General features: G+C 60.8%; 18 protein-coding genes, 4 tRNA genes and 5 rRNA genes (1 of these 27 running past the window's edge). 3 read left to right on the forward strand and 24 right to left on the reverse strand.

Annotated features, from left to right (window positions below):
* From M9799_RS06510 to M9799_RS06550, 9 genes are all read right to left on the reverse strand, one after another.
* Positions 1-2169, reverse strand: a 23S ribosomal RNA gene (locus tag M9799_RS06510) (it extends 707 nt beyond the left edge of the window).
* Positions 2170-2556: 387 nt separating this feature from the next.
* A tRNA-Ala gene (locus M9799_RS06515) sits at positions 2557-2632 on the reverse strand.
* A gap of 25 nt (positions 2633-2657) precedes the next feature.
* Positions 2658-2734: transfer RNA gene (locus tag M9799_RS06520), tRNA-Ile, on the reverse strand.
* Positions 2735-2809: 75 nt separating this feature from the next.
* A 16S ribosomal RNA gene (locus M9799_RS06525) occupies positions 2810-4342 on the reverse strand.
* Positions 4343-4659: 317 nt separating this feature from the next.
* A 5S ribosomal RNA gene (rrf, locus tag M9799_RS06530) occupies positions 4660-4772 on the reverse strand.
* Positions 4773-4900: 128 nt separating this feature from the next.
* Positions 4901-7777 (reverse strand): 23S ribosomal RNA (locus M9799_RS06535).
* A 388-nt stretch (positions 7778-8165) separates the two neighbouring features.
* Positions 8166-8241 (reverse strand) — tRNA-Ala (locus tag M9799_RS06540).
* 130 nt (positions 8242-8371) lie between these two features.
* Positions 8372-8448 (reverse strand) — tRNA-Ile (locus M9799_RS06545).
* A gap of 75 nt (positions 8449-8523) precedes the next feature.
* A 16S ribosomal RNA gene (locus M9799_RS06550) occupies positions 8524-10056 on the reverse strand.
* The 16S, 23S and 5S rRNA genes sit together here with 4 tRNA genes alongside, the layout of an rRNA operon.
* 536 nt (positions 10057-10592) lie before the next feature.
* Here M9799_RS06550 and M9799_RS06555 point away from each other — a divergent pair.
* Entirely contained in the window at positions 10593-12488 is a 1896-nt protein-coding gene (locus M9799_RS06555; protein WP_231043220.1) for an ATP-binding cassette domain-containing protein, read from the forward strand.
* A gap of 49 nt (positions 12489-12537) precedes the next feature.
* Here M9799_RS06555 and M9799_RS06560 read toward each other — a convergent pair whose 3' ends face one another.
* The 7 genes from M9799_RS06560 to M9799_RS06590 all read right to left on the reverse strand — a co-directional run bounded on the left by M9799_RS06560 (position 12538) and on the right by M9799_RS06590 (position 18782).
* Positions 12538-13638, reverse strand: coding sequence for a protein-glutamate methylesterase/protein-glutamine glutaminase (locus M9799_RS06560; protein WP_231043219.1), 1101 nt, complete (start codon positions 13636-13638; stop codon positions 12538-12540).
* A 15-nt stretch (positions 13639-13653) separates the two neighbouring features.
* A complete protein-coding gene (cheD, locus tag M9799_RS06565; protein ID WP_231043218.1) occupies positions 13654-14346 on the reverse strand; it encodes a chemoreceptor glutamine deamidase CheD in 693 nt (230 codons plus the stop codon).
* Positions 14333-15202, reverse strand: coding sequence for a CheR family methyltransferase (locus M9799_RS06570; RefSeq protein WP_231043217.1), 870 nt, complete (start codon positions 15200-15202; stop codon positions 14333-14335). Before M9799_RS06570 ends, cheD begins: the two co-directional genes overlap by 14 nt.
* Positions 15203-15227: 25 nt before the next feature.
* Positions 15228-15707, reverse strand: a complete 480-nt coding sequence (locus M9799_RS06575) for a chemotaxis protein CheW (RefSeq protein ID WP_231043216.1) — start codon at positions 15705-15707, stop codon at positions 15228-15230.
* Positions 15708-15769: 62 nt separating this feature from the next.
* Positions 15770-17893 carry a chemotaxis protein CheW gene (locus M9799_RS06580; RefSeq protein WP_231043215.1) on the reverse strand — a complete coding sequence of 708 codons (2124 nt, stop codon included), beginning with the start codon at positions 17891-17893 and terminating at the stop codon, positions 15770-15772.
* A 41-nt stretch (positions 17894-17934) separates the two neighbouring features.
* Positions 17935-18297: a response regulator gene (locus M9799_RS06585; RefSeq protein WP_231043214.1), complete on the reverse strand. Its 363-nt coding sequence runs from the start codon at positions 18295-18297 to the stop codon at positions 17935-17937.
* 38 nt (positions 18298-18335) lie between these two features.
* Positions 18336-18782, reverse strand: coding sequence for a hypothetical protein (locus M9799_RS06590; protein ID WP_231043213.1), 447 nt, complete (start codon positions 18780-18782; stop codon positions 18336-18338).
* A gap of 202 nt (positions 18783-18984) precedes the next feature.
* Here M9799_RS06590 and M9799_RS06595 point away from each other — a divergent pair, with 202 nt between their 5' ends.
* Complete coding sequence (locus M9799_RS06595) at positions 18985-20070, forward strand: hybrid sensor histidine kinase/response regulator (RefSeq protein WP_231043212.1); 1086 nt, start codon at positions 18985-18987, stop codon at positions 20068-20070.
* Between the two features lie 32 nt (positions 20071-20102).
* Positions 20103-20732: a response regulator gene (locus tag M9799_RS06600; RefSeq protein WP_231043211.1), complete on the forward strand. Its 630-nt coding sequence runs from the start codon at positions 20103-20105 to the stop codon at positions 20730-20732.
* 298 nt (positions 20733-21030) lie between these two features.
* Here the strand turns inward: M9799_RS06600 and fliR are convergent, their stop codons facing one another.
* The 8 genes from fliR to M9799_RS06640 all read right to left on the reverse strand — a co-directional run bounded on the left by fliR (position 21031) and on the right by M9799_RS06640 (position 26839).
* The gene (gene fliR / locus M9799_RS06605) at positions 21031-21801 is read right to left on the reverse strand and encodes a flagellar biosynthetic protein FliR (RefSeq protein WP_231043210.1); all 771 of its coding nucleotides are present in this window, start codon (positions 21799-21801) and stop codon (positions 21031-21033) included.
* A gap of 9 nt (positions 21802-21810) precedes the next feature.
* On the reverse strand, positions 21811-22080 hold the full coding sequence (fliQ, locus tag M9799_RS06610; RefSeq protein WP_231043209.1) for a flagellar biosynthesis protein FliQ: 270 nt from the start codon (positions 22078-22080) through the stop codon (positions 21811-21813).
* Positions 22081-22088: 8 nt separating this feature from the next.
* A complete protein-coding gene (gene fliP, locus M9799_RS06615; RefSeq protein ID WP_231043208.1) occupies positions 22089-22844 on the reverse strand; it encodes a flagellar type III secretion system pore protein FliP in 756 nt (251 codons plus the stop codon).
* The gene (locus M9799_RS06620; protein ID WP_231043207.1) at positions 22834-23196 is read right to left on the reverse strand and encodes a FliO/MopB family protein; all 363 of its coding nucleotides are present in this window, start codon (positions 23194-23196) and stop codon (positions 22834-22836) included. Before M9799_RS06620 ends, fliP begins: the two co-directional genes overlap by 11 nt.
* On the reverse strand, positions 23189-23614 hold the full coding sequence (fliN, locus tag M9799_RS06625) for a flagellar motor switch protein FliN (RefSeq protein WP_377007547.1): 426 nt from the start codon (positions 23612-23614) through the stop codon (positions 23189-23191). The genes M9799_RS06620 and fliN overlap by 8 nt, the downstream gene beginning before the upstream one ends.
* Positions 23611-24603, reverse strand: coding sequence for a flagellar motor switch protein FliM (fliM, locus tag M9799_RS06630; RefSeq protein WP_231043205.1), 993 nt, complete (start codon positions 24601-24603; stop codon positions 23611-23613). The genes fliN and fliM overlap by 4 nt, the downstream gene beginning before the upstream one ends.
* Positions 24604-24621: 18 nt before the next feature.
* Positions 24622-25200: a flagellar basal body-associated FliL family protein gene (locus tag M9799_RS06635; protein ID WP_263725671.1), complete on the reverse strand. Its 579-nt coding sequence runs from the start codon at positions 25198-25200 to the stop codon at positions 24622-24624.
* Between the two features lie 454 nt (positions 25201-25654).
* Positions 25655-26839, reverse strand: coding sequence for a flagellar hook-length control protein FliK (locus M9799_RS06640; protein WP_231043203.1), 1185 nt, complete (start codon positions 26837-26839; stop codon positions 25655-25657).
* Positions 26840-26841 lie beyond the last annotated feature (2 nt).

Genomic DNA, 26841 nt, shown 5'->3' on the forward strand with positions numbered 1-26841 from the left:
GAACCTCAAACACACCAGGGTGGTATTTCAACGTTGGCTCCACGAGAACTAGCGTCCTCGCTTCAAAGCCTCCCACCTATCCTACACAGATCTGTTCAAAGTCCAATACAAAGCTACAGTAAAGGTTCATGGGGTCTTTCCGTCTTTCCGCGGGGAGATTGCATCATCACAAACATTTCAACTTCGCTGAGTCTCTGGAGGAGACAGTGTGGCCATCGTTACGCCATTCGTGCAGGTCGGAACTTACCCGACAAGGAATTTCGCTACCTTAGGACCGTTATAGTTACGGCCGCCGTTTACTGGGACTTCAATCAAGAGCTTGCACCCCATCATTTAATCTTCCAGCACCGGGCAGGCGTCACACCCTATACGTCCACTTTCGTGTTTGCAGAGTGCTGTGTTTTTATTAAACAGTCGCAGCCACCGATTTTTTGCAACCGCTTTGGGCTCCCCTTGTACAGGATCACCTACTTGCGGCATACCTTCTCCCGAAGTTACGGTATCAATTTGCCGAGTTCCTTCTCCAGAGTTCTCTCAAGCGCCTTAGAATACTCATCTCGCGCACCAGTGTCGGTTTGCGGTACGGTCGTGTGTAGCTGAAGCTTAGTGGCTTTTCCTGGAAGCTGGGTATCACTCACTTCGGCTGCAAGCAGCCTCGTTATCACCCCTCATCTAAGCCCGGCGGATTTGCCTACCGGGCACGACTACAGGCTTGAACCAACATATCCAACAGTTGGCTGAGCTAACCTTCTCCGTCCCCACATCGCACTACACATCGGTACAGGAATATTGACCTGTTTCCCATCAGCTACGCATCTCTGCCTCGCCTTAGGGGCCGACTCACTCTACGCCGATGAACGTTGCGTAGAAAACCTTGCGCTTACGGCGAGGGGGCTTTTCACCCCTTTAACGCTACTCATGTCAGCATTCGCACTTCTGATACCTCCAGCATCCGTTACCAGACACCTTCACAGGCTTACAGAACGCTCTCCTACCACGTGCAATGAATTGCACATCCGCAGCTTCGGTAACTGGCTTAGCCCCGTTACATCTTCCGCGCAGGACGACTCGATCAGTGAGCTATTACGCTTTCTTTAAATGATGGCTGCTTCTAAGCCAACATCCTGACTGTTTTAGCCTTCCCACTTCGTTTCCCACTTAGCCAATTTTAGGGACCTTAGCTGGCGGTCTGGGTTGTTTCCCTCTTGAGTCCGGACGTTAGCACCCGGTGCTCTGTCTCCCAAGCTGTACTCTGCGGTATTCGGAGTTTGCATAGGTTTGGTAAGTCGCCATGACCCCCTAGCCTAAACAGTGCTCTACCCCCGCAGGTAATACTTGAGGCACTACCTAAATAGTTTTCGGAGAGAACCAGCTATTTCCAAGTTTGTTTAGCCTTTCACCCCTATCCACAGCTCATCCGCTAATTTTGCAACATTAGTCGGTTCGGACCTCCAGTACCTGTTACGGCACCTTCATCCTGGCCATGGATAGATCACTTGGTTTCGGGTCTACACCCAGCGACTGATTCGCCCTATTCGGACTCGATTTCTCTACGGCTTCCCTATTCGGTTAACCTTGCCACTGAATGTAAGTCGCTGACCCATTATACAAAAGGTACGCAGTCACCCTTGCGGGCTCCTACTTTTTGTAAGCATGCGGTTTCAGGATCTATTTCACTCCCCTCCCGGGGTTCTTTTCGCCTTTCCCTCACGGTACTGGTTCACTATCGGTCGATTACGAGTATTTAGCCTTGGAGGATGGTCCCCCCATATTCAGACAAGGTTTCTCGTGCCCCGCCCTACTTTTCTCCAGCTTAGTACCGCTCGTCTGTTTTCGCATACGGGACTATCACCCACTATGGTCGGCCTTTCCATGCCGCTTTGCTAACAGTCGAGGTATCACTGGAAGGCTGTTCCGATTTCGCTCGCCACTACTTTCGGAATCTCGGTTGATGTCTTTTCCTCGAGCTACTTAGATGTTTCAGTTCACTCGGTTTGCCTCGCATACCTATGTATTCAGTATGCGATACCCTTGCGGGTGGGTTTCCCCATTCAGAAATCTCCGGATCAAAGCTCATTTGCCAGCTCCCCGAAGCTTATCGCAGGCTATCACGTCTTTCGTCGCCTGTAATCGCCAAGGCATCCACCACATGCTCTTAGTCACTTGACCCTATAACTTTGACGTCTCTTGCGAGACTTCTCAGTCGTATCAAAGACTTGCGAGGTCTCTCACCTCGCGCGTTATGCCGTAATGTGAATGATTCTTTCGCTTTCATTGATTTCTCAATGAATGCTTAGAGAATGATTCGTCATTACTTAAGAATTTAACAAAGTTAAATCTTGTTTTGACGCAATCAAAAATGTCGTTAGCGGCACGGTCTGCACTAAACCTTTACGAATGTGCAGTTTCCGCTAACAACTCTGATTTCGACTCTATGAATTTTTAAAGAACAGCCGATGATCGTTGGATAACGATCAACACAAAAGCAGTCTTTGCAAGACTGCTTTTGTGTTGAGTCAAAAATTATAGCATGCCTGGATGGTGCCAAACAGCAAATGGTGGAGGATGACGGGATCGAACCGACGACCCCCTGCTTGCAAAGCAGGTGCTCTCCCAGCTGAGCTAATCCCCCGGGATCCCCAAGATCGTTGGGCAAATGGTGGGTCTAGTTGGGCTCGAACCAACGACCCCTGCGTTATCAACACAGTGCTCTAACCAGCTGAGCTACAGACCCATTTTGCGGACAGTCTCGAGGACTGTTCCAACAACCGATAAGTGTGGACGTTCAAATTGGATTGCGGTTTTCCAGAAAGGAGGTGATCCAGCCGCACCTTCCGATACGGCTACCTTGTTACGACTTCACCCCAGTCACGAACCCCGCCGTGGTAAGCGCCCTCCTTGCGGTTAGGCTACCTACTTCTGGCGAGACCCGCTCCCATGGTGTGACGGGCGGTGTGTACAAGACCCGGGAACGTATTCACCGCGACATTCTGATCCGCGATTACTAGCGATTCCGACTTCACGCAGTCGAGTTGCAGACTGCGATCCGGACTACGACTGGCTTTATGGGATTGGCTCCCCCTCGCGGGTTGGCAACCCTCTGTACCAGCCATTGTATGACGTGTGTAGCCCCACCTATAAGGGCCATGAGGACTTGACGTCATCCCCACCTTCCTCCGGTTTGTCACCGGCAGTCCCATTAGAGTGCTCAACTGAATGTAGCAACTAATGGCAAGGGTTGCGCTCGTTGCGGGACTTAACCCAACATCTCACGACACGAGCTGACGACAGCCATGCAGCACCTGTGTTACGGTTCCCTTTCGGGCACTCCTCTATCTCTAAAGGATTCCGTACATGTCAAAGGTGGGTAAGGTTTTTCGCGTTGCATCGAATTAAACCACATCATCCACCGCTTGTGCGGGTCCCCGTCAATTCCTTTGAGTTTCAACCTTGCGGCCGTACTCCCCAGGCGGTCAACTTCACGCGTTAGCTTCGTTACTGAGTCAGTGAAGACCCAACAACCAGTTGACATCGTTTAGGGCGTGGACTACCAGGGTATCTAATCCTGTTTGCTCCCCACGCTTTCGTGCATGAGCGTCAGTACAGGCCCAGGGGATTGCCTTCGCCATCGGTGTTCCTCCGCATATCTACGCATTTCACTGCTACACGCGGAATTCCATCCCCCTCTGCCGTACTCCAGCTATGCAGTCACAAATGCAGTTCCCAGGTTGAGCCCGGGGATTTCACATCTGTCTTACATAACCGCCTGCGCACGCTTTACGCCCAGTAATTCCGATTAACGCTCGCACCCTACGTATTACCGCGGCTGCTGGCACGTAGTTAGCCGGTGCTTATTCTTACGGTACCGTCATGGCCCCAGGGTATTATCCCGGGGCTTTTCGTTCCGTACAAAAGCAGTTTACAACCCGAAGGCCTTCATCCTGCACGCGGCATTGCTGGATCAGGCTTTCGCCCATTGTCCAAAATTCCCCACTGCTGCCTCCCGTAGGAGTCTGGGCCGTGTCTCAGTCCCAGTGTGGCTGGTCGTCCTCTCAGACCAGCTACAGATCGTCGGCTTGGTAAGCTTTTATCCCACCAACTACCTAATCTGCCATCGGCCGCTCCGTTCGCGCAAGGCCCGAGGGTCCCCTGCTTTCATCCGTAGATCGTATGCGGTATTAGCAAAGCTTTCGCTCCGTTATCCCCCACGATCGGGCACGTTCCGATGTATTACTCACCCGTTCGCCACTCGTCAGCCACCGAAGTGCTGTTACCGTTCGACTTGCATGTGTAAGGCATGCCGCCAGCGTTCAATCTGAGCCAGGATCAAACTCTACAGTTCGATCTTGATTTTTTGCCCTTGCGGGCGACTCATTCAGAAATTGAAGTGAACTTCACTTCTTCATGAGCATTTGTAGTGCAATGCACTTAGTTCCAAAAGAACTTGGCAATCGCCTTCAAACGCCCACGCTTATCGGCTGTATGTTTTTAAGGATCAACGAAAGATTGCTCTTTCGCCTGACTCGCTGCGATCAGCGAAGCCTTGAATTCTAGCACAGCTTTCGCTGCGCTCAAACGACTTGCGTTTTCTTTTCACATCTGCATCAGATGGGAGAAGAAAACGCCCAGTCACACGACTGGGCGTTTGCTGCTGTAAGAGCCTGACAATGACCTACTTTCACACGGGAACCCGCACTATCATCGGCGCAAAGTCGTTTCACTGTCCTGTTCGGGATGGGAAGGAGTGGAGCCAACTTGCTATGGTCATCAGGCATAACTTTTTGCCTTGTCGTTCGGTTTGTCGAACAACTCGGCGAATTCATAGAGACTGAAATCAGATTATTTTGACTGCGCCATTTTTGGCATAACTGTCTTCAATCCGCTGGGGGATCAAAGTTATAGGGTCAAGCCTCACGAGCAATTAGTATTGGTTAGCTTAACGCATTGCTGCGCTTCCACACCCAACCTATCAACGTCCTGGTCTCGAACGACTCTTCAGGGGGGTCAAGCCCCCGGCAGATCTCATCTTGAAACGAGTTTCCCGCTTAGATGCTTTCAGCGGTTATCTCTTCCACACTTAGCTACTCGGCAATGCCACTGGCGTGACAACCGATACACCAGAGGTGTGTCCACTCCGGTCCTCTCGTACTAGGAGCAGGCTTCCTCAAATCTGCAGCGCCCACGGAAGATAGGGACCAAACTGTCTCACGACGTTTTAAACCCAGCTCACGTACCTCTTTAAATGGCGAACAGCCATACCCTTGGGACCGACTACAGCCCCAGGATGAGATGAGCCGACATCGAGGTGCCAAACACCGCCGTCGATATGAACTCTTGGGCGGTATCAGCCTGTTATCCCCAGAGTACCTTTTATCCGTTGAGCGATGGCCCTTCCATACAGAACCACCGGATCACTATGTCCTGCTTTCGCATCTGCTCGACTTGTCAGTCTCGCAGTTAAGCACGCTTATGCCATTGCACTATCGTCACGATGTCCGACCGTAACTAGCGTACCTTCGAACTCCTCCGTTACGCTTTGGGAGGAGACCGCCCCAGTCAAACTGCCTACCATGCACTGTCCCCGATCCCGATAAGGGACCTAGGTTAGAACCTCAAACACACCAGGGTGGTATTTCAACGTTGGCTCCACGAGAACTAGCGTCCTCGCTTCAAAGCCTCCCACCTATCCTACACAGATCTGTTCAAAGTCCAATACAAAGCTACAGTAAAGGTTCATGGGGTCTTTCCGTCTTTCCGCGGGGAGATTGCATCATCACAAACATTTCAACTTCGCTGAGTCTCTGGAGGAGACAGTGTGGCCATCGTTACGCCATTCGTGCAGGTCGGAACTTACCCGACAAGGAATTTCGCTACCTTAGGACCGTTATAGTTACGGCCGCCGTTTACTGGGACTTCAATCAAGAGCTTGCACCCCATCATTTAATCTTCCAGCACCGGGCAGGCGTCACACCCTATACGTCCACTTTCGTGTTTGCAGAGTGCTGTGTTTTTATTAAACAGTCGCAGCCACCGATTTTTTGCAACCGCTTTGGGCTCCCCTTGTGCAGGATCACCTACTTGCGGCATACCTTCTCCCGAAGTTACGGTATCAATTTGCCGAGTTCCTTCTCCAGAGTTCTCTCAAGCGCCTTAGAATACTCATCTCGCGCACCAGTGTCGGTTTGCGGTACGGTCGTGTGTAGCTGAAGCTTAGTGGCTTTTCCTGGAAGCTGGGTATCACTCACTTCGGCTGCAAGCAGCCTCGTTATCACCCCTCATCTAAGCCCGGCGGATTTGCCTACCGGGCACGACTACAGGCTTGAACCAACATATCCAACAGTTGGCTGAGCTAACCTTCTCCGTCCCCACATCGCACTACACATCGGTACAGGAATATTGACCTGTTTCCCATCAGCTACGCATCTCTGCCTCGCCTTAGGGGCCGACTCACTCTACGCCGATGAACGTTGCGTAGAAAACCTTGCGCTTACGGCGAGGGGGCTTTTCACCCCCTTTAACGCTACTCATGTCAGCATTCGCACTTCTGATACCTCCAGCATCCGTTACCAGACACCTTCACAGGCTTACAGAACGCTCTCCTACCACGTGCAATGAATTGCACATCCGCAGCTTCGGTAACTGGCTTAGCCCCGTTACATCTTCCGCGCAGGACGACTCGATCAGTGAGCTATTACGCTTTCTTTAAATGATGGCTGCTTCTAAGCCAACATCCTGACTGTTTTAGCCTTCCCACTTCGTTTCCCACTTAGCCAATTTTAGGGACCTTAGCTGGCGGTCTGGGTTGTTTCCCTCTTGAGTCCGGACGTTAGCACCCGGTGCTCTGTCTCCCAAGCTGTACTCTGCGGTATTCGGAGTTTGCATAGGTTTGGTAAGTCGCCATGACCCCCTAGCCTAAACAGTGCTCTACCCCCGCAGGTAATACTTGAGGCACTACCTAAATAGTTTTCGGAGAGAACCAGCTATTTCCAAGTTTGTTTAGCCTTTCACCCCTATCCACAGCTCATCCGCTAATTTTGCAACATTAGTCGGTTCGGACCTCCAGTACCTGTTACGGCACCTTCATCCTGGCCATGGATAGATCACTTGGTTTCGGGTCTACACCCAGCGACTGATTCGCCCTATTCGGACTCGATTTCTCTACGGCTTCCCTATTCGGTTAACCTTGCCACTGAATGTAAGTCGCTGACCCATTATACAAAAGGTACGCAGTCACCCTTGCGGGCTCCTACTTTTTGTAAGCATGCGGTTTCAGGATCTATTTCACTCCCCTCCCGGGGTTCTTTTCGCCTTTCCCTCACGGTACTGGTTCACTATCGGTCGATTACGAGTATTTAGCCTTGGAGGATGGTCCCCCCATATTCAGACAAGGTTTCTCGTGCCCCGCCCTACTTTTCTCTAGCTCAGTACCGCTCGTCTGTTTTCGCATACGGGACTATCACCCACTATGGTCGGCCTTTCCATGCCGCTTTGCTAACAGTCGAGGTATCACTAGAAGGCTGTTCCGATTTCGCTCGCCACTACTTTCGGAATCTCGGTTGATGTCTTTTCCTCGAGCTACTTAGATGTTTCAGTTCACTCGGTTTGCCTCGCATACCTATGTATTCAGTATGCGATACCCTTGCGGGTGGGTTTCCCCATTCAGAAATCTCCGGATCAAAGCTCATTTGCCAGCTCCCCGAAGCTTATCGCAGGCTATCACGTCTTTCGTCGCCTGTAATCGCCAAGGCATCCACCACATGCTCTTAGTCACTTGACCCTATAACTTTGACGTCTCTTGCGAGACAATCTCAGCTGTATCAAAGACTTGCGAGGTCTCTCACCTCGCGCGTTATGCCGTAATGTGAATGATTCTTTCGCTTTCATTGATTTCTCAATGAATGCTTAGAGAATGATTCGTCATTACTTAAGAATTTAACAAAGTTAAATCTTGTTTTGACGCAATCAAAAATGTCGTTAGCGGCACGGTCTGCACTAAACCTTTACGAATGTGCAGTTTCCGCTAACAACTCTGATTTCGACTCTATGAATTTTTAAAGAACAGCCGATGATCGTTGGATAACGATCAACACAAAAGCAGTCTTTGCAAGACTGCTTTTGTGTTGAGTCAAAAATTATAGCATGCCTGGATGATGCCAGACAGCAAATGGTGGAGGATGACGGGATCGAACCGACGACCCCCTGCTTGCAAAGCAGGTGCTCTCCCAGCTGAGCTAATCCCCCGCTGATTGTCTATAGCCGGCGTCCTGCGGCGTTGCTCGTCGCTCACACACTATGTGTGTGCTTCGCTCCTCGCGCCTTGCAGGACTTGGCTCTAGCCAATCATCGTTCAACCTCTACGTCGGAGCAAAAATGGTGGGTCTAGTTGGGCTCGAACCAACGACCCCTGCGTTATCAACACAGTGCTCTAACCAGCTGAGCTACAGACCCATTTTGCGGACAGTCCCGGGGACTGCTCCAACAACCGATAAGTGTGGACGTTCAAATTGGATTGCGGTTTTCCAGAAAGGAGGTGATCCAGCCGCACCTTCCGATACGGCTACCTTGTTACGACTTCACCCCAGTCACGAACCCCGCCGTGGTAAGCGCCCTCCTTGCGGTTAGGCTACCTACTTCTGGCGAGACCCGCTCCCATGGTGTGACGGGCGGTGTGTACAAGACCCGGGAACGTATTCACCGCGACATTCTGATCCGCGATTACTAGCGATTCCGACTTCACGCAGTCGAGTTGCAGACTGCGATCCGGACTACGACTGGCTTTATGGGATTGGCTCCCCCTCGCGGGTTGGCAACCCTCTGTACCAGCCATTGTATGACGTGTGTAGCCCCACCTATAAGGGCCATGAGGACTTGACGTCATCCCCACCTTCCTCCGGTTTGTCACCGGCAGTCCCATTAGAGTGCTCAACTGAATGTAGCAACTAATGGCAAGGGTTGCGCTCGTTGCGGGACTTAACCCAACATCTCACGACACGAGCTGACGACAGCCATGCAGCACCTGTGTTACGGTTCCCTTTCGGGCACTCCTCTATCTCTAAAGGATTCCGTACATGTCAAAGGTGGGTAAGGTTTTTCGCGTTGCATCGAATTAAACCACATCATCCACCGCTTGTGCGGGTCCCCGTCAATTCCTTTGAGTTTCAACCTTGCGGCCGTACTCCCCAGGCGGTCAACTTCACGCGTTAGCTTCGTTACTGAGTCAGTGAAGACCCAACAACCAGTTGACATCGTTTAGGGCGTGGACTACCAGGGTATCTAATCCTGTTTGCTCCCCACGCTTTCGTGCATGAGCGTCAGTACAGGCCCAGGGGATTGCCTTCGCCATCGGTGTTCCTCCGCATATCTACGCATTTCACTGCTACACGCGGAATTCCATCCCCCTCTGCCGTACTCCAGCTATGCAGTCACAAATGCAGTTCCCAGGTTGAGCCCGGGGATTTCACATCTGTCTTACATAACCGCCTGCGCACGCTTTACGCCCAGTAATTCCGATTAACGCTCGCACCCTACGTATTACCGCGGCTGCTGGCACGTAGTTAGCCGGTGCTTATTCTTACGGTACCGTCATGGCCCCAGGGTATTATCCCGGGGCTTTTCGTTCCGTACAAAAGCAGTTTACAACCCGAAGGCCTTCATCCTGCACGCGGCATTGCTGGATCAGGCTTTCGCCCATTGTCCAAAATTCCCCACTGCTGCCTCCCGTAGGAGTCTGGGCCGTGTCTCAGTCCCAGTGTGGCTGGTCGTCCTCTCAGACCAGCTACAGATCGTCGGCTTGGTAAGCTTTTATCCCACCAACTACCTAATCTGCCATCGGCCGCTCCGTTCGCGCAAGGCCCGAGGGTCCCCTGCTTTCATCCGTAGATCGTATGCGGTATTAGCAAAGCTTTCGCTCCGTTATCCCCCACGATCGGGCACGTTCCGATGTATTACTCACCCGTTCGCCACTCGTCAGCCACCGAAGTGCTGTTACCGTTCGACTTGCATGTGTAAGGCATGCCGCCAGCGTTCAATCTGAGCCAGGATCAAACTCTACAGTTCGATCTTGATTTTTTGCTCTTTCGAGCGACTCATTCAGAAATTGAAGTGAACTTCACTTCTTCATGAGCATTTGTAGTGCAATGCACTAGTTCCAAAAGAACTTTGCAATCGCCTTCAAACGCCCACGCTTATCGGCTGTATATTTTTAAGGATCAGCGGGAAAATCTCTTTTCTCGCTTGGCTCGCTGTGATCAGCGAAGCCTTGAATTATGCAACAGTTTTAAAGACCCTGTCAACTTTAAGTTTCTCGCCGCAGATTCAATCAAGAGATTGTTTCAGCAGTGAAGCCCTGCATTGTAGCCCGGTTTTTCAACCGTTTCATCAACTTGGCTCAACTCCCTGCTTCGTCCGTGGGCTTGCCGTTACCGGCGCCTCGTCTGAAGCGGAGTGCAACTGTAGCACAAGGAAAAAGTACTAAATAGGTATTTTTCAACTTTTTGTCAGGAAACGGATCCAGGCTTGCCTGCGGCAAGCGGTTCGCGCCCTGGCGGGCGCGAACTGTAGGTCTTAGGGCTGGCGTCCATAATGCGCGCACCATGGCACTTATTACCCTTATCGACGCGCAACTGGCCTTCGGCCATGTGGCCCTGCTGGACCATGCCCAGCTTTCACTGGAAACCGGGGAGCGCATCGGGCTGATCGGCCGCAACGGCGCCGGCAAGTCTTCGCTGCTGAAGATTCTCGGCGGGCTGGCCAAGGCCGACGACGGCCAGATGCAGGTGCAGTCCGGCGTGCGCATCTCCTATGTGGCGCAGGAGCCCGAGCTGCTGCCCGAACACACCATCTTCGAAGCGGCTTCGGCCGGCATTGCGCATGTCATCAAGCTGCGCGACCGCTACCTGTCGGGCGATGAAAACGAAGACCTCGATGCACTGCAGTCGCAGATCGAGGCCTACGACGCCTGGAACTGGGAGCAGCGCGTGGAAGAGACGCTGCAGCGCCTGCACCTGGACCCCGAGGCCGTGGTCGGCACGCTGTCGGGCGGCACGAAGAAGCGCGTGGCGCTGGCCCAGGCGCTGGTGACGCGCCCCGACGTGCTGCTGCTCGATGAGCCCACCAACCACCTGGACCTGGATGCCATCGAATGGCTCGAAGGCCTGCTGGTGGATTTCAAGGGCAGCGTCATCACCATCACCCATGACCGCAGCTTCCTCGACGCCATTGCCACGCGCATCGTCGAGCTCGACCGCGGCACGCTGCGCTCCTATCCCGGCAACTTCGCGCAGTATGTGATCCAGAAGGAAGAGCAACTGGCGCAGGAAGCGGTGATCAATGCCAAGGCCGACAAGCTGCTGGCCCAGGAGGAAATCTGGATACGCAAGGGTGTCGAGGCGCGCCGCACGCGCAGCCAGAGCCGCATCGGCCGGCTGGAGAAGCTGCGCGAGAACCGCAGCAACCGGCGCGAGAAGCTGGGCAGCGTGAACATGGACATCGCTTCGGGCAAGGGCGACGGCTACCAGGGCAAGATCGTGGCCGAGCTGCACGATGTCAGCAAGTCCTTTGGCGAAAAGCTGATCGTGAAGAACTTCACGGGCACCATCCTGCGCGGCGACAAGGTCGGCCTGATCGGCCCGAACGGCGCCGGCAAGACCACGCTGCTGCGCATGATCCTGGGCAGCCTGCCTCCCGACAGCGGCAGCATCCGCCAGGGCGGCAATCTGCAGATCGCCTACTTCGACCAGATGCGCCATGCGGTGGATCTGGACGCCACGCTCGAGGACTTCATCAGCCCGGGCAGCGAATGGATCGAGATCGGCAGCCAGCGCAAGCATGTCAAGAGCTATCTGAGCGACTTCCTGTTCTCGCCCGCACGCGCGCGCTCGCCGGTGCGCTCGCTGTCCGGCGGCGAACGCAACCGCCTGCTGCTGGCGCGCCTGTTTGCACGTCCGGCCAATGTGCTGGTGCTTGATGAGCCAACCAACGACCTGGACATCGATACGCTGGATCTGCTGGAAGACCTGCTCGCCAACTACGACGGCACGGTGTTCCTGGTGAGCCATGACCGCACCTTCCTCGACAACGTGGTGACCAGCACCATTGCCTACGAAGGTGACGGCCTGTGGCGCGAGTATGAAGGCGGCGTGCAGGACTGGCTCGAGCAGTCGCGCCGCAGCAAGGCCCTGGCCGCTTCGCAGGCGAAGCAGGCACCGAAGCCGGCGGCGGTGGCGGCGCCCGCCGTGGCTGCATCCCCGGCCCCCGCGGCGGCGCCGGCCAAGCGCAAGCTCAGCTACAAGGAGCAGCGCGAGCTCGAACAGCTGCCCGCGCAGATCGCGGCGCTGGAAGTCGAGCAGAAGTCCATCCAGGAGGAGCTGGCAGACGGCAGCCTCTACGCCAAGGACGCGGCACGCGCCGCCACGCTGGCCAGCCGCGATGCCGAGATCGACGAGTTGCTGATGGAGGCGCTGGAGCGCTGGTCGGAACTGGGGGCTTGAGCAGCCCGCAATGAGAAAAGGAGCCGAGGCTCCTTTTTTTACGTCGCGCCTAAATTCGATAATGGGATGGATTGCTGCGCAGATGCGCCAGCATCGCCGGCGCAATCTGCGTCAGCGGCAGCACCTCGTCGGCGGCGCCGTGGGCAATGGCTTCGCGCGGCATGCCGAAGACGATGCAGCTGGCTTCGTCCTGCACGTAGTTGTAGCTGCCGGCCAGCTTCATCTCGCGCATGGCGGCGGCGCCATCCGCGCCCATGCCGGTCAGCATGACGCCCACGGCATTGCGGCCCGCGCAGGCCGCGACCGAGCGGAACAGCACTTCCACCGAAGGACGGTGGCGGTTGACGGGCGGGGTATCGTCCACCACGGCCACATAGTTGGCGCCGCTGCGGTTGATGGAGAAATGCTTGCCGCCGGGGGCGATATAGGCGTGGCCCGGCAGGATGCGTTCGCCATGCTCGGCTTCCTTGACCTTCATCTGGCACAGGCCATTGAGCCGCGCCGCGAAGCTGGTGGTGAAGCCTGGCGGCATGTGCTGGGTGATGACGATGGCCGGGCAGTCGGCCGGCAGGTGCGTCAGCACTTCGCGGATGGCCTCGGTGCCGCCGGTGGAGGCGCCGATGGCAATGATCTTCTCGGTCGACAGGCGCCCGAGCATGGGCGCAGGCGCGGCCTGGGCGGATTGGGCCGGCTGGCTGGTGCGCGCGGCCGACGCAGGTGCGGCAGCAGTCAGGGTGCGGTGCACGCGTGCCACGGCGGCCACGCGGATCTTGTCGACGATCTCGGTGGCCAGCTCGTTCAGGCCGTTGGCAACGCCGACGCGCGGCTTGGCCACGAAATCGACGGCGCCCAGCTCCAGCGCCTTCATCGTGACCTCGGCGCCGCGCTCGGTCAGCGTGGAGATCATCAGCACCGGCATCGGACGCAGGCGCATGAGCCGTCCCAGGAAATCGATGCCGTCCATGCGCGGCATCTCGACATCCAGCGTGATCACGTCGGGGTTCAGCTCACGGATCATTTCACGCGCGATCAGCGGGTCGTTGGCAGTGCCGATGCACTCCATGTCGGTCTGTCGATTGATGATTTCGGACAACAGGCTGCGCACCAATGCGGAGTCGTCCACCACAATCACCCGGGTTTTTCTATTCATTCGCTCTGGCCTCTCTCAAAACAGGTCGACCGAGCCGCCTGCCGTCACCCGCGCCACGGCAGCGGCACTGCCGCGCTGGGCTTCCTGCGCCACCAGCGAGTCCGGGTGCGCATGGGCCAGGCGCTTGACCATGGCCTTGCCCGTGGCGGGAAAATAAACCACCTTGCGGGGATAGATGTCGAGCACATCCTCGGACACCAGAGGAATGCGCTCCGTCTGCAGATACTTCTTGACGAAATCGGTGTTGCGTTCGCCCACGTTCATGGTCGTGAAATTGTGCATGACCTGGCCGCCGCCGAAGATCTTTGCCTGCATCGTTTCGCGCCGCGCTCCAAGCTTGAGCATTTCATTGATCAGAAGTTCCATGGCGTACGAGCCGTAGCGCCCCGAGGTATCGCTGGACTCGGTGTCGGGCAGCATGAAGTGGTTCATGCCGCCGACCTGCATGCGGTTGTCCCAGAGGCAGGCGGCAATGCACGAGCCGAGCACGGTGACGATGGCCAGGCTTTCGTTGGCGACAAAATACTCGCCCGGCAGCACCTTGACCGCATTGCACTGGAAATGCGGATCCAAATAGAAGAACGAGGCCTGCCCGGGGCGGCGCGGGCGCGCGCGCAGCGCCTCGAGTGTCGCGGGCGCGGCGGGGATGGCCGGCGGGCTGCCCAGCGGCGCGATGCGCGGCACGCGGCGCCGTTCAGCGTCGTTCATAGACGGTCTTTCCGCGCAGGGTGAAGAGGTCGCGCGACTCGCTGAAGTTCTCCGCGTGGCCGACGAACAGCAGGCCCCCGGGCTTCATGACGCGGTGGATGCGCTCGAGCACGCGGCGCTGGGTCGCGGCGTCGAAATAGATCATGACGTTGCGGCAGAACACCACGTCGAAGGGCTCGCGGAACGGCCAGTCGTCGCGGACCAGGTTGACGCTGAGGAATTCGATCAGCTGCTGCAGCTCGGGCTTGACCCGCGCCATGCCCGCGTTGGCGCCCTTGCCCTTGAGGAAAAAGCGCTGCAGCCGCTCGGGCGACAACCCCTTGAGGTTCTCGCTGCGGTAGACCCCGGCTGCAGCCGAGGCCAGCACGCGCGAATCGATGTCGCTCGCCCAGAGCTTGAACGGCGCCTTGGCGCCCAGCGTCTCGAGCGCTGTCATGACGATCGAATAGGGCTCCTCGCCCGTCGAAGCCGCATTGCACCACACGCGCCAGGGCGTGCCCGCGCTCTTGCTGCGCAGGTGCGTGGACAGGATCTCGAAGTGGTGCGGTTCGCGGAAGAAGGCCGTGAGGTTGGTGGTCAGCGCGTTCACGAACTCCTGCCATTCTGGGCCGTCGTGCTTCTCCAGCCAGGACAGGTAGTCGCGGAAGCTGCCGTGGCCGGTTTCGCGCAGGCGCCGCGACAGCCGGCTGTAGACCATGGCGTGCTTGCCGTCATGCAGGCTGATGCCCGCGCGCTGGTAGATCAGCGCCTGCACGCGCGCGAAGTCGGCATCCGACCAGAGGAATTCGCGGCCCTGCAGCGGCGGGCCGCCGGCGGTCTCGGCGGGGGTGGTGGACGGGCGCGTGAGCGTGGTCATGGAAGCGCGGGGGCCGGCATGCAGCTTACTCGGCGGCCACCAGGCCCATGTCGGTGCCGGACATCAGCTTCTCGATGTCCAGCAGGATCAGCATGCGCTCGCCCACCGAGCCCAGGCCGGTGATGCTGCCGCTGTCGATGGCGCTGTCGATATCGGGGGCGGCGCGCACCGCATCGGCGGGCAGCTCCAGCACGTCGCTGACCGAGTCGACCACGATGCCGACCACGCGCTGGTGCAGGTTCAGGATGATGACCACCGTGAAGCTGTTGTACTCGGCCTGCGCGCAGTTGAATTTCAGGCGCATGTCGACGATCGGCACGATGGTGCCGCGCAGGTTGACCACGCCCTTGATGAACGCCGGCGCATTGGCAATGCGCGTCGGCGGCTCGTAGCCACGGATCTCCTGCACCTTGAGGATGTCGATGCCGTACTCCTCCTGGTCCAGGCGGAAGGTCAGGTATTCACGCGCGGCCGTACCCTCGGCCATCTTGCCCATCACGCTCATGATCTTTCTCTTTCTCGTAGGAATGGCTGCCGGCCTCCGCAAGGCCGGGCTTGCAGGTTGGCTCAGTGGCGCACGCGGCGCACCAGGCTGCCGGTGTCCAGGATCAGCGCCACGCGGCCGTCGCCCAGGATGGTCGCGCCCGACACGTTGGGCACCTTGCGGTAGTTGGACTCGAGGTTCTTCACCACGACCTGGTGCTGGCCGAGCAGTTCGTCCACCAGCAGCGCCACGCGGCTGCCGTCGGACTCCACCACCACCATGATGGGGTTGGGTGCGCTGCCGGGCGTGCGCGGCACCTCGAAGATGCGCTCGAGCGCGATCACCGGCATGTACTCGTCGCGCACCTTGACCAGCTGCGAGCCCTGGGCCACGGTGTTGATGTCCTCGGGCTTGACCTGGAAGGATTCGACCACCGAGGACAGCGGCAGGATGTAGACCTCCTCGCCCACGCCCACCGACATGCCGTCCATGATGGCCAGCGTCAGCGGCAGGCGCACCGCCACGCGCATGCCCACGCCCTGGGCGGATTCGATTTCCACCGTGCCGTTGAGCGCGGCGATGTTGCGCTTGACCACATCCATGCCGACGCCGCGGCCGGAGACGTCGGTGACCACCTCGGCCGTGGAGAAGCCGGGCGCGAAGATCAGCTGCCAGACCTCGGAATCGGGCATCTGGTCCGAGACGTCGAGGCCGCGCTCGCGTGCCTTGGCCAGGATCTTGTCGCGGTTCATGCCGCGGCCGTCGTCGCGCACCTCGATGACGATGGAGCTGCCCTGGTGCGAGGCGGCCAGCGTCAGCGTGCCGTGTTCGCTCTTGCCTGCGGCCAGGCGCTCGGCGGGCGCCTCGATGCCGTGGTCCACGCTGTTGCGCACCAGGTGCGTCAGCGGGTCGGTGATCTTCTCGACCAGCCCCTTGTCGAGCTCGGTGGCCTCGCCCAGGGTCTGCAGCTCGACCTTCTTGTCGAGCTTGCCGGCCAGGTCGCGCAGCATGCGCGGGAAGCGGCTGAAGACCGTGGACATCGGGATCATGCGGATCGACATGACCGACTCCTGCAGGTCGCGGGTATTGCGGTCCAGGTCGGCCAGGCCGGCGAGCAGCTGCTGGTTGGCCGAAGCCTCGAGGCCGCGGCTGGTCTGCGCCAGCATCGCCTGGGTGATGACGAGTTCGCCCACCAGGTTGATCAGCTGGTCGACCTTGTTGACCGCCACGCGGATGCTGGTGGATTCCATCTGCGCCGGCGTGGCGGCCTTGGCGGCGGCCTTGGGGGCAGCGGAGGCATCGGCCGGCTGCGGCTCGCCGGGTGCGCCGGGGAAGAATCCATAGGCTTCGTGCGCCGGGGGATAGACCACGGCCGGGGCCATCACCTCCTCCTGCACCGGCGCCGCGGCGGGCGGTTCGGCGGGGCTGGCAGCGCCAGCCGCCGGGGTGATGCGCACCTGCTCCTTCGAGACATGGAAGGCAAACAGATCCAGCAGGTCTTCGTCCGTGGAGCTCGTGTTGACGTGGAACAGGCGGCAGCCCGCATCCTCGCAGGGCAGATCGTCGATGCTGCCCAGGCCGGGAATGTCGCGGAACAGCTCCTTGATCGAATCGGCCAGCTCCACGCGCTCCAGCGGTCCGATGCGGATCTGCAGTGCACGTTCACCGGCAGCTGCAGCGGGCGCGGGCGCAGGAGCGGGCTCAGGGGCTGGCGCAGGCGCAGGAGCCGGCGGGGGCGCCATGACCGGAGGCGTGGCGGGGACATAGACCGGTGCCGCGGCTGCAGGCCCTGCCCCGGCGGCCAGTTCGCTGATGCGCCGCACCAGATCCAGCGTGGAGATGGCCTCGCCCACGCCGCCGGCCTGATGGCGCGCCAGCAGGCTGCGCGATGCATCCGCCGATTCCAGCAGCACGTCGACCATCTGCGGGATGGGGGTGATTTCATGGCGGCGCAGCCGGTCCAGCAGCGACTCCATCTTGTGCGTCAGCTCCGCCACGTCGGCAAAGCCGAAGGTGGCCGAGCCGCCCTTGATCGAGTGCGCGCAGCGGAAGATGCCGTTGAGCTCTTCCTCGTTGGCCGCCGACAGGTCCAGATCGAGCAGCATCTGCTCCATCTGGTCGAGGTTCTCCCCGGCTTCCTCGAAGAAGATCTGATAGAACTGGGTCAGATCGAAATCCGCGCCGGTGTCGTGCTGTGTGTCCGCCATCTGTTTTCCTGTATTCCTTGGATCTTCCGCGCCCGCCGTGCTCAGCGGATGACTTTCTGTATGACTTCGATCAACCGGTTCGGGTCGAAAGGCTTGACCAGCCAGCCGGTGGCGCCTGCCGCGCGGCCGGCCTGCTTCATCTGGTCGCTGGATTCGGTGGTGAGAATCAGGATCGGCGTGTTCTTGAAGCGCGGCAATTCGCGCAGCTGGCGCGTGAGGCCGATGCCGTCGAGGTTGGGCATGTTCTGGTCGGCCAGCACCAGGTCGATCTGCTGCGCCTGGGCCTTGGCCAACGCATCCATGCCGTCCACCGCCTCCACCACGTGGTAGCCCGCCCCGGACAGGGTGAAGGACACCATCTTGCGCATGGAGGGGGAATCATCTACCGCCAGGATTGAACGCATGTAAGGAACTTTCAAATAGGGAATGGGGCCGCAGGAGCTCAGAACAGTTCCACCGAACCGGCATCCATCTCGCTCTGGGTCACGGGGTTGGGGCGCTGCGGGGCCAGGGCTGCCAGTGGCGCATCGACCTCGCCCTCCTCGTGCCCCATGGTTTCATTGGCCAGGCAGAAGGCGCAGGCCTGCAGCACGCGTGTGGTGTGGCTCAGCAACTGGCTGGCAAGATCCTGGAACTGCAGCTCGGTCACCGCCGAACGCAGCACCTCGCGCGCGGCCGCGAAGCGGCTGGAATCCGCGCCGTGCGCGGGGTCGAGCAGGGCATTGGCCTCGTCGAAACGCGCCAGCAGGTTGTCGGTCGCGTGGCCCAGCAGGCCCTCGAGGCGCTGGAGGTCGTGCACCACCACGAGCAACGAGTCCTGGATGTCGGCCGCCACCATGACAGGCACTTGGACCGCAGGCTGCCCGGACCCTGTTAGCGTTGACTGCATCGTATTTCCAGAACCCTGTTCGGATGACATGCTTCACAAACCACGCTGGTTGCGCCAGAGTGAACCCGCATCCTGGACCCATGCCTTGGCATGCCGCCGGCGGCGCACAGCAAGCAGGGCGCGGCGACCCGCGCACTCCTCCAGGCCAGCACACATATGCTTACCTCGTGTGTTCCAAGATGTATCCTATGATAGCGCTCCTATGGCCATTGAAAGCCCAGATCTAGCCCTGCAAATCCTCCATATCGAGGATTCAAGCGCCGACCAGGGCCTGGCGCGCATCATCCTTCGGCGCGCCGGCATGGCCTGCCACATCCAGCCCGTGGAGACGCTTGCGGCGCTGCAGCAGGCACTGCAGGAACGGAGCTTCGATCTGATCCTCGCCGATTATCACCTGCCCGGATTCACGGCCCTCGATGCCTGGGCGCTGGTCGAACCCTTGCCCGCACGCCCGCCCTTCGTGCTGCTGTCTGGCGCCATCGGCGAGGCCGCGGCCGTGGACATCATGCGCCTGGGCATGACGGACTTCCTGCGCAAGGAGGACATCGCGCGGCTGCCGATGGTGGTCGAGCGCGCCATGGAGGTGCACGAGGCGCGGCGCGCCAAGGAGCGGGCCATGGCGGAGCTGGCGCAGTCCGAACGCCGGCTGGCCGAGCTGACCGAGCACCTGCAGTCATCCATCGAGGAGGAGCGCGCCTCGATCGCGCGCGAGATCCACGACGACATCGGCGGCTCGCTGACCTCGGTCAAATTCGACCTGGCCTGGATCACGCGCAACACCCCTGCCGACCAGCCGCTGCACGCGCATGCGGTCGCGGCGCTGGAGATGCTGCAGCATGCGCTGGGCGCGAGCCAGCGCATCATGATGAACCTGCGCCCGCCGGTGCTGGACCAGGGCCTGGTGGCCGCGGTGCAGTGGCTGGCCGAGAGCTTCGAGCGGCGCACGGGCGTGGCGGTGCACATGCGCACCAGCAGCCAGCAGATCGCGGCCTCGCCCGAGATCCAGCTGGTGGCCTACCGCACCGCACAGGAGGCGCTCACCAACATCGGCAAGTACGCCCATGCGAGCCGGGTGGAAATCGATCTTTCGGACCACGAGGGTTTTCTGACGCTCGAGGTCACCGACAATGGGGCCGGCATGACGGCGGCGCAGCGCGAGAAGCCGCGCTCCTTCGGCCTGCGCGGGCTGCAGGAGCGCGCGCGCACCGTCGACGGCTGGCTCGACGTCAGCAGCCAGCCGGGCCAGGGAACGTCCATCATCGTCTCCGTGCCTTTGCAAGCCCACTAACATGGCTGCCGAATTCATTAAGGAGAGCTCCATTGATCCATGTGGTGATTTGCGATGACCATGCGATCTTGCGCCGGGGCATCCGAGATACGCTGACGGAGGCGCCCGACATCACCGTCACGGCCGAGGCCTCGGGCTATTCCGAGCTGCGCGACGTGCTGCGCACCGCGCCCTGCGACGTGCTGCTGCTCGACCTCAACATGCCGGGGCGCAGCGGCCTGGAAGTGCTGGCGAGCCTGCGCGAGACCCATCCCCACATCAAGGTGCTGGTGGTGTCGATGTACCCGGAGGACCAATACGCGCTGCGCTGCCTCAAGGCCGGCGCCCAGGGCTATGCCAACAAGGCAGGCGACCCGGTGCTGCTGGTCAATGCGGTGCGCGTGGTCATGCAGGGACGCAAATACCTGACGGCCGAAGTCGCGCAGATGCTGGCCGAGAGCCTGTCGCAGCCGGTGGTCGAGGTGCCGCATGAAAGCCTGTCGGAGCGCGAGTTGCAGACGCTGCTGAAGATCGCCTCGGGCAAGCGGCTGACCGACATCGCCGAGGAACTGATGCTCAGCCCGAAGACCGTGAGCGTGTACCGGGCGCGGGTGCTGGAGAAATTGCAGTTGAGCAACAACGCGGAGCTGACGGTCTACGCGATTCGGAATCAGCTGGTTTGAAGGGGGTACGCCAAGTTGAGGGGCGCACGAACAGCTTTAAACCGTTCGTGGTGAGCCTGTCGAACCATGAAGGGTCTGTGAGATCTGGCCGTTCATCCTTCGACGCGGCCGGCCAGGCAGGCTCGGGACGAACGGCTTGAAACCGTTTGTGGTGAGCTTGTCGAACCATGGACGGCCTGCTTTCTAAACTTGAGCACAGGCCCTTCATCCTTCGACAGGCTCAGGACGAACGGGTGGGGTTGAGGCTCAGGACGAACGGGGGACGGGCACTGTCACGCTGTGAACCAGACGAACGACGCTAGGTCTGTACCCCAAAGATATCCATCGCCCGCTGCAGCAGCGCCATCAGCGGCTGCTCGAGCATCGGCAGCGTGGCCACGATGCCGATCAGGCCCACCGTCAGCGTGACCGGGAAACCCACGGAATAGATGTTCATCTGCGGCGCCACGCGCGAGATGATGCCCAGCGCGAGGTTGACGAAGAGCAGCATCGCGATCATCGGCAGCGCGATCCAGAAGGCGCTGGCGAACACCGCGCTGCCCATTTCATGGATGCGCATCTGCGCCAGCGACTGCATGAAATTGCCGTCGACCGGGAAGGACTCGAAGCTCTTGACGACGGCCATCAGCAGCAGCAGGTGGCCGTTGATGACGATGAACACCAGCGTGCCGATCTGCATGAAGAAGCGCGAGAGCGCGCTGACCTGCGCATTGCTCGCCGGGTCGAAGAACGAGGCGAAGTTCAGGCCCATCTGCAGGCCGATCAGCTCGCCGGCGATCTCCAGCGCGGCAAACACCAGCCGCACCGCGAAGCCGATGGCCAGGCCCACCACGATCTGCTGCACCAGCGTGCCCAGCGCCTGCGGCGAATTGACGCCGACCACCGGCTGGCCGACCAGCGTGGCCTGGGCGCACACGGCAACCAGGAAGGCCAGGCCGATCTTCGCGCGCATGGGTATGGAGCGCTGCGAGAACACCGGCGCCGAGGTGAACAGCGCCAGCACGCGCACGAAGGGCCACAGGATGGGAGAGATCCAGGCGACCAGCTGGGCTTCGCTGAAGGTGATCACGGAACCGCGCTAGCCCAGCGCCGCGGGAATGGATTCAATGGTGCGGCGGATGTACTCCACCAGCGTGCTCAGCATCCAGGGCCCGGCAATGGCAAACACCGCCACGGCCGCCAGCAGCTTGGGCACGAAGGCCAGCGTGGCCTCGTGCACCTGGGTCACGGCCTGGAAGATGCTCACCAGCAGGCCGACGGCCAACACCACGCCGAGCACCGGCAGCGAAATCATCAGCAGCAGCATCAGCGCGTCGCGGCCGAAAGTGAGAACCATCTGCGAAGTCATGAATTTTCCTAGGTCGCAAAGCTTGCCGCGAGCGAACCGATCAGCAGGTTCCAGCCGTCGGCCAGCACGAACAGCATCATCTTGAAGGGCAGCGCCACCAGCACCGGCGACAGCATCATCATGCCCAGCGACATCAGGATGCTCGAGACCACCATGTCGATCACCAGGAACGGGATGAAGATCATGAAGCCGATCTGGAACGCGGTCTTGAGCTCGCTGGTGACGAAGGCCGGCACCAGCACGCGCAGCGGCGCATTCTCGGCCGTGACGCCGGCCTCGAGCTTGGCCAGGCGGGCGAACAGCGCGAAGTCGGACTGGCGTGTCTGCTTGAGCATGAAGTCGCGCATCGGCGCCTCGGCTTTGCCCATGGCCTCCTCGAAGCCCATGGCGTTGGTGGTGTAGGGCACATAGGCTTCCTTGTAGACGCGGTCGAGGGTCGGACCCATGACGAACAGCGTGAGGAACAGCGACAGCCCGACGATCACCTGGTTGGGCGGCGCCGACTGCGTGCCCAGCGCCTGGCGCAGCAGCGACAGCACGATGACGATGCGCGTGAAGCCGGTCATCATCAGCAGCACGGCCGGCAGGAACGACAGCGCGGTGAAGAACAGCAGCGTCTGGATGGGCACGGAAAAGCTCGTGCCGCCGCCCGAGCCGACCAGCAGCGGCAGCGTGCCGGGCGTGCCGGCGGACTGCGCCAGCGCCAGGCCCGGCAGCAGGAGCGCGGCCAGGAGTGCCGCGGCGCGCGATGTTTTATTCGGCATGGGGAGTCTTGTCTGCAGCGCCGGTCTTGGCGCTGGCCATGGCCTGGGAAAAGGTGGCGATATCGGCTGGCGCGGCGCCCGCCCGGGCGTCCAGCACATGCAGGCAGTTGATCTGCTGCGCCGTGACGCCCAGCACCAGCCGGGTGCGCTGCGCGCCCTCGCCGACTTCCACCGTGACCACGCGCTGGTGCGCGCCGACGGCCACCGCCGACAGCACGCGCGTGCTCACGTCGCCGCCGCGCGCCAGCGCCTGGCGCTGCTGCATGCGCCGCACGAGCCAGGGCAGCGCGGCAATGACGGCCACGAAGGCCAGCACCGCCAGCAGCGTCTGGGACAGGCTGCCGCTATCCACGGCTGACGCGCCGCAGGCGCTCCGAAGGGGTCACCACGTCGGTCAGGCGGATACCGAACTTGTCGTTCACCACCACCACCTCGCCCTGGGCGATCAGGTAGCCGTTGACCAGCACGTCCATGGGCTCGCCGGCCAGTGCGTCGAGCTCGACCACCGAGCCCTGCGCCAGCTGCAGGATGTACTTGATCGGCACCTTGGTGCGGCCCAGCTCCACGGACAGCTGCACCGGGATGTCCAGCACCATGTTGATGTCGTTGACAGGAACCTCGCCGCCAGCGAAACCGCGTGCGGGCTCGCCGGTCAGCGGGCCGCCCTGCTCGGGGTCCACGGCCGGCTTGGCCGCCTGCTGCTCCTGCAGGGCTTCGGCCCAGCCGGAAAACGCGTCATCCGCGCTGTTGTTGTCAATTGCCATGCTCATTCTCCCGTCCAATTCGCATCCGTGCCGCGCAGGCACTGCTCGATGCGGATTGCATACTTGTCATTGTGCGTGCCGTATTGGCACTCGAAGATCGGAACCCCGCCAATCGAGGCGCGGATGCGCGGCTCGCGGTCGAGTTCGATGAAATCGCCGGCCTTCATGGCCAGCAGCTGCTCGACGGTGGCGTCGGCGCGCGCCAGTTCCGCCACCAGCGTCACCTCCGCGGCCTGGATCTCGCGCGTCAGCACCTTGACCCAGCGGCGGTCGACTTCGATCGAGTCGCCCTGCGTCGAGGAGTACAGCACGTCGCGGATCGGCTCGAGCGTCGCATAGGGCATGCAGATGTGGATCGCGCCCGAGATGTCGCCGATCTCCAGCTGGAAGGCCGTGGAGACGACGATCTCGCTGGGCGTGGCGATGTTGGCGAACTGCGGCTGCATCTCCGAACGCTGATAGCCGAGCTCCAGCGGATAGATGCCCTGCCAGGCCTTGCGGTATTCGTCGCAGATCACTTCGACCAGGCGGTTGATGACGCGCTGCTCGGTGTGCGAGAAGTCACGCCCTTCGATGCGCGTCTGCAGCCGGCCGGTGCCGCCGTAGAGCGTGTCGATGACGCCGAAGACCAGCGAGGGATCGCAGACCACGAGGCCGTTGCCACGCAGCGGGCGGATCGCGACGATGTTGAAGTTGGTCGGCACCGCGAGGTCGCGCAGGAAGGCGCTGTAACGCTGCACCGACACCGTGCCGACCGAGACCTCGGGGCTGCGGCGGATGAAGTTGAACAGGCCGATGCGGAAATTGCGCGCGAAGCGCTCGTTGACGATTTCCATCGTCGGCATGCGCCCGCGCACGATGCGCTCCTGGCTCGAGATGTCGTAGTTGCGGACCGTGCCCGCCTCGACCTCCTCGATGACCGATTTCTGGCTCTCTCCGGTCACGCCCTCCAACAGGGCATCGACTTCTTCCTGGGAGAGAAATGAATCACTCATGGCAAATTCCCTGGCGGATCACTGGATGATGAAGCTGGAGAACAGCACGCGGCGCACGGCGCCCTGCGGCTGCTGGCGGCCTGGACGCTCTTCCTCGTCGGCCAGGTCTTCGTCCTGCGCACGGCCCTTCTTCGCGCTGCCCAGGCCCAGCGGGCGGCTGACTTCCTCGCGGATCTCGGCCGCGAGCTTTTCCTTGCCTTCGCGCAGCAGCAGCTCTTCCGAGGAGCGCTGCGACACCAGCATCAGGATGCCGCTGCGGATGCTGGGCAGGTATTGCTTGACCAGACTGGCGGTCTTGTCGTCCGCAAGTTCGAGGGTGATGCCCAGCTGCACGAAGCGGTCGCCGCCGGGGTCGGCCAGATTGACCACCATGTTGTCGAGCGGCAGGAAGGTGGGCACCACGGCGGCCGCGGCAGCGCTGCCGTGCTCCTCGTCGCTTTCCTGGTTGCGGCCATTGAGAAACAGCAACGCCGCTGCGGCCACGACGACCAGCACCACGACAATGGCGCCGATCAGCACCAGCTTGCGCTTGGCGGGTTCCTTGGCGGGGGCTGCGGCGGCGGGGGGGTTTGGCGGACACGTTGGATTTCCTTGCAATAGACGGGTTCGGCTTGACCGATGGCGCCTATTATTGGTCTTTGGTCGGCGGTTCATAAGCCGAATAGACGATGGAAACCTGGGCTTTATTGGGGCTTGGGGGGTGTCCGGGATCAGGACGAACGGCCAGGGGGGGGGGCAGGCTCACGGCGATCGGTGAGGGCGCGGGATCATCCGAGCGCGGGACGTCCATCCTTCGACAGGCTCAGGACGAACGGTGGGGGTCAGGCTCAGGACGAACGGTGGAGGTCAGGCTCAGGACGAACGGTGGGGGTCAGGCTCAGCACGAACGGTGGGGGTTAGGCTCAGGACGAACGGTGGGGGTTAGGCTCAGACGAAAGGAGCGGGTTCGGGATTGATCGAGCGCAGGGCGCGCGGCTTTTGAATCCGTTCGTCCTGAGCCTGCCTCGCCGGCCGCGTCGAAGGATGACGGTCGCGCGACAAATGCAGCAGCCTAGACGAACAGATCCACGGTGCGTCCGCTATTCGTCCGTCCGCGCAGGTCCACCGCGACCTCGGCGGTCTGGCGCTGACCCTCATCGCCACGCGCTGCCTGCCGGCCCGAAGCATCCTGGCGCGCGGAGCCGCCCTGCCCGCCCGCATTGCCGGTCTGCACGGTCACCCCGGCCAGCGTCAGGCCCTGCTGCTCGAGCATCTCGCGCAGCTGCGCGGTGCTGGCGTCGAGCATGTCGCGCGTCTGCTGCTCGTTGCTGCGGAAGGTGACATGGGCCTCGCTGCCGGTGATCGCCACCTGCACCTGCACCGGCTGGCCCTGGCGGTCGATGGTCATCTCGGCGCGCTGGGTCTTTTGCTGGACCCAGAAGGCGACCTGCTCGGAGAGCTGGTCGGCCCAGGTGTCGTCGGGCATTGACAAGACCGGGTCGGCTGCCGCCGCTTCGGCCAGCGTATCGGTGGGCGCGGTCTCTGCGGCCGAAGCAATCCCGGCTGCATCGCCAGCGCCGCCACCGGTGGCGGGAGCAGCCGCGTTGCCTGGGGCGGAAAGACCCGGCGGGCCTGCCGGTGCCAGGGCGCTGGCCATGGCCTGGGGCTCCGGCTCCATCCGGGCGATCAGCGCGGCCAGCCCATGCGGCTGCGTGCCGCGCTCGGAGAGCGCCGGCGACAGCGTGGCGGAGCCGGCCGCGGGCGTATCGGAGAGTTCGGTCGAGGCTTGCAGCAAGGCGGCACCGGTATCGTTGCCTGCGGTGTCGCGTGCACCGGCCGCGGCCCATGCGGGCGCCTGCGGCGCGGCGGCCGGCTGGCCCGCACCCATGGGCAGGGCCGCGCTGCGGCGCAGACCCTCGGTTTCGGGGAGATCGCGCCCGTCGCGCTGGGCGGTATCGGCGGCGCCATCCATGCGCGCGGTCTGGCCGACCAGGCTGGCCAGCGAGAAGAGGCCGGATCCGGCCATGGCGTCGATGGCAGCCAGGTCCTGCCCCGGCAGCGCGGCCAGCGACGGATCGGCGCCGGCCAACGGATCCTCGGCTGCAACGGCCAGCGCAGCGGGTGCAGCCATGTCGGCCAGCAGCAGCGAAAAGCCGCCCTGGGCTTCGCTGCCCGCGGCCTGGCGCGCGGCGGCGTTGCGCGCTATCGGATTGCCGGAGGCCGGCGCCTGGGCGGGACGGATGGCGGCTTTTTCCATGC

This window comes from Comamonas endophytica (assembly GCF_023634805.2).
Lineage (GTDB): Bacteria > Pseudomonadota > Gammaproteobacteria > Burkholderiales > Burkholderiaceae_C > Comamonas > Comamonas endophytica.

What these genes read in the sequence shown, in the direction of transcription:
- M9799_RS06555 (WP_231043220.1), top strand. Translation starts at nt 10,593, where the DNA reads ATGGCACTTATTACCCTTATCGACGCGCAACTGGCCTTCGGCCATGTG.
- M9799_RS06560 (WP_231043219.1), bottom strand. Translation starts at nt 13,638, where the DNA reads ATGAATAGAAAAACCCGGGTGATTGTGGTGGACGACTCCGCATTGGTG.
- cheD (WP_231043218.1), bottom strand. Translation starts at nt 14,346, where the DNA reads ATGAACGACGCTGAACGGCGCCGCGTGCCGCGCATCGCGCCGCTGGGC.
- M9799_RS06570 (WP_231043217.1), bottom strand. Translation starts at nt 15,202, where the DNA reads ATGACCACGCTCACGCGCCCGTCCACCACCCCCGCCGAGACCGCCGGC.
- M9799_RS06575 (WP_231043216.1), bottom strand. Translation starts at nt 15,707, where the DNA reads ATGAGCGTGATGGGCAAGATGGCCGAGGGTACGGCCGCGCGTGAATAC.
- M9799_RS06580 (WP_231043215.1), bottom strand. Translation starts at nt 17,893, where the DNA reads ATGGCGGACACACAGCACGACACCGGCGCGGATTTCGATCTGACCCAG.
- M9799_RS06585 (WP_231043214.1), bottom strand. Translation starts at nt 18,297, where the DNA reads ATGCGTTCAATCCTGGCGGTAGATGATTCCCCCTCCATGCGCAAGATG.
- M9799_RS06590 (WP_231043213.1), bottom strand. Translation starts at nt 18,782, where the DNA reads ATGCAGTCAACGCTAACAGGGTCCGGGCAGCCTGCGGTCCAAGTGCCT.
- M9799_RS06595 (WP_231043212.1), top strand. Translation starts at nt 18,985, where the DNA reads ATGGCCATTGAAAGCCCAGATCTAGCCCTGCAAATCCTCCATATCGAG.
- fliQ (WP_231043209.1), bottom strand. Translation starts at nt 22,080, where the DNA reads ATGACTTCGCAGATGGTTCTCACTTTCGGCCGCGACGCGCTGATGCTG.
- fliP (WP_231043208.1), bottom strand. Translation starts at nt 22,844, where the DNA reads ATGCCGAATAAAACATCGCGCGCCGCGGCACTCCTGGCCGCGCTCCTG.
- fliN (WP_377007547.1), bottom strand. Translation starts at nt 23,614, where the DNA reads ATGAGCATGGCAATTGACAACAACAGCGCGGATGACGCGTTTTCCGGC.
- fliM (WP_231043205.1), bottom strand. Translation starts at nt 24,603, where the DNA reads ATGAGTGATTCATTTCTCTCCCAGGAAGAAGTCGATGCCCTGTTGGAG.
- M9799_RS06640 (WP_231043203.1), bottom strand. Translation starts at nt 26,839, where the DNA reads ATGGAAAAAGCCGCCATCCGTCCCGCCCAGGCGCCGGCCTCCGGCAAT.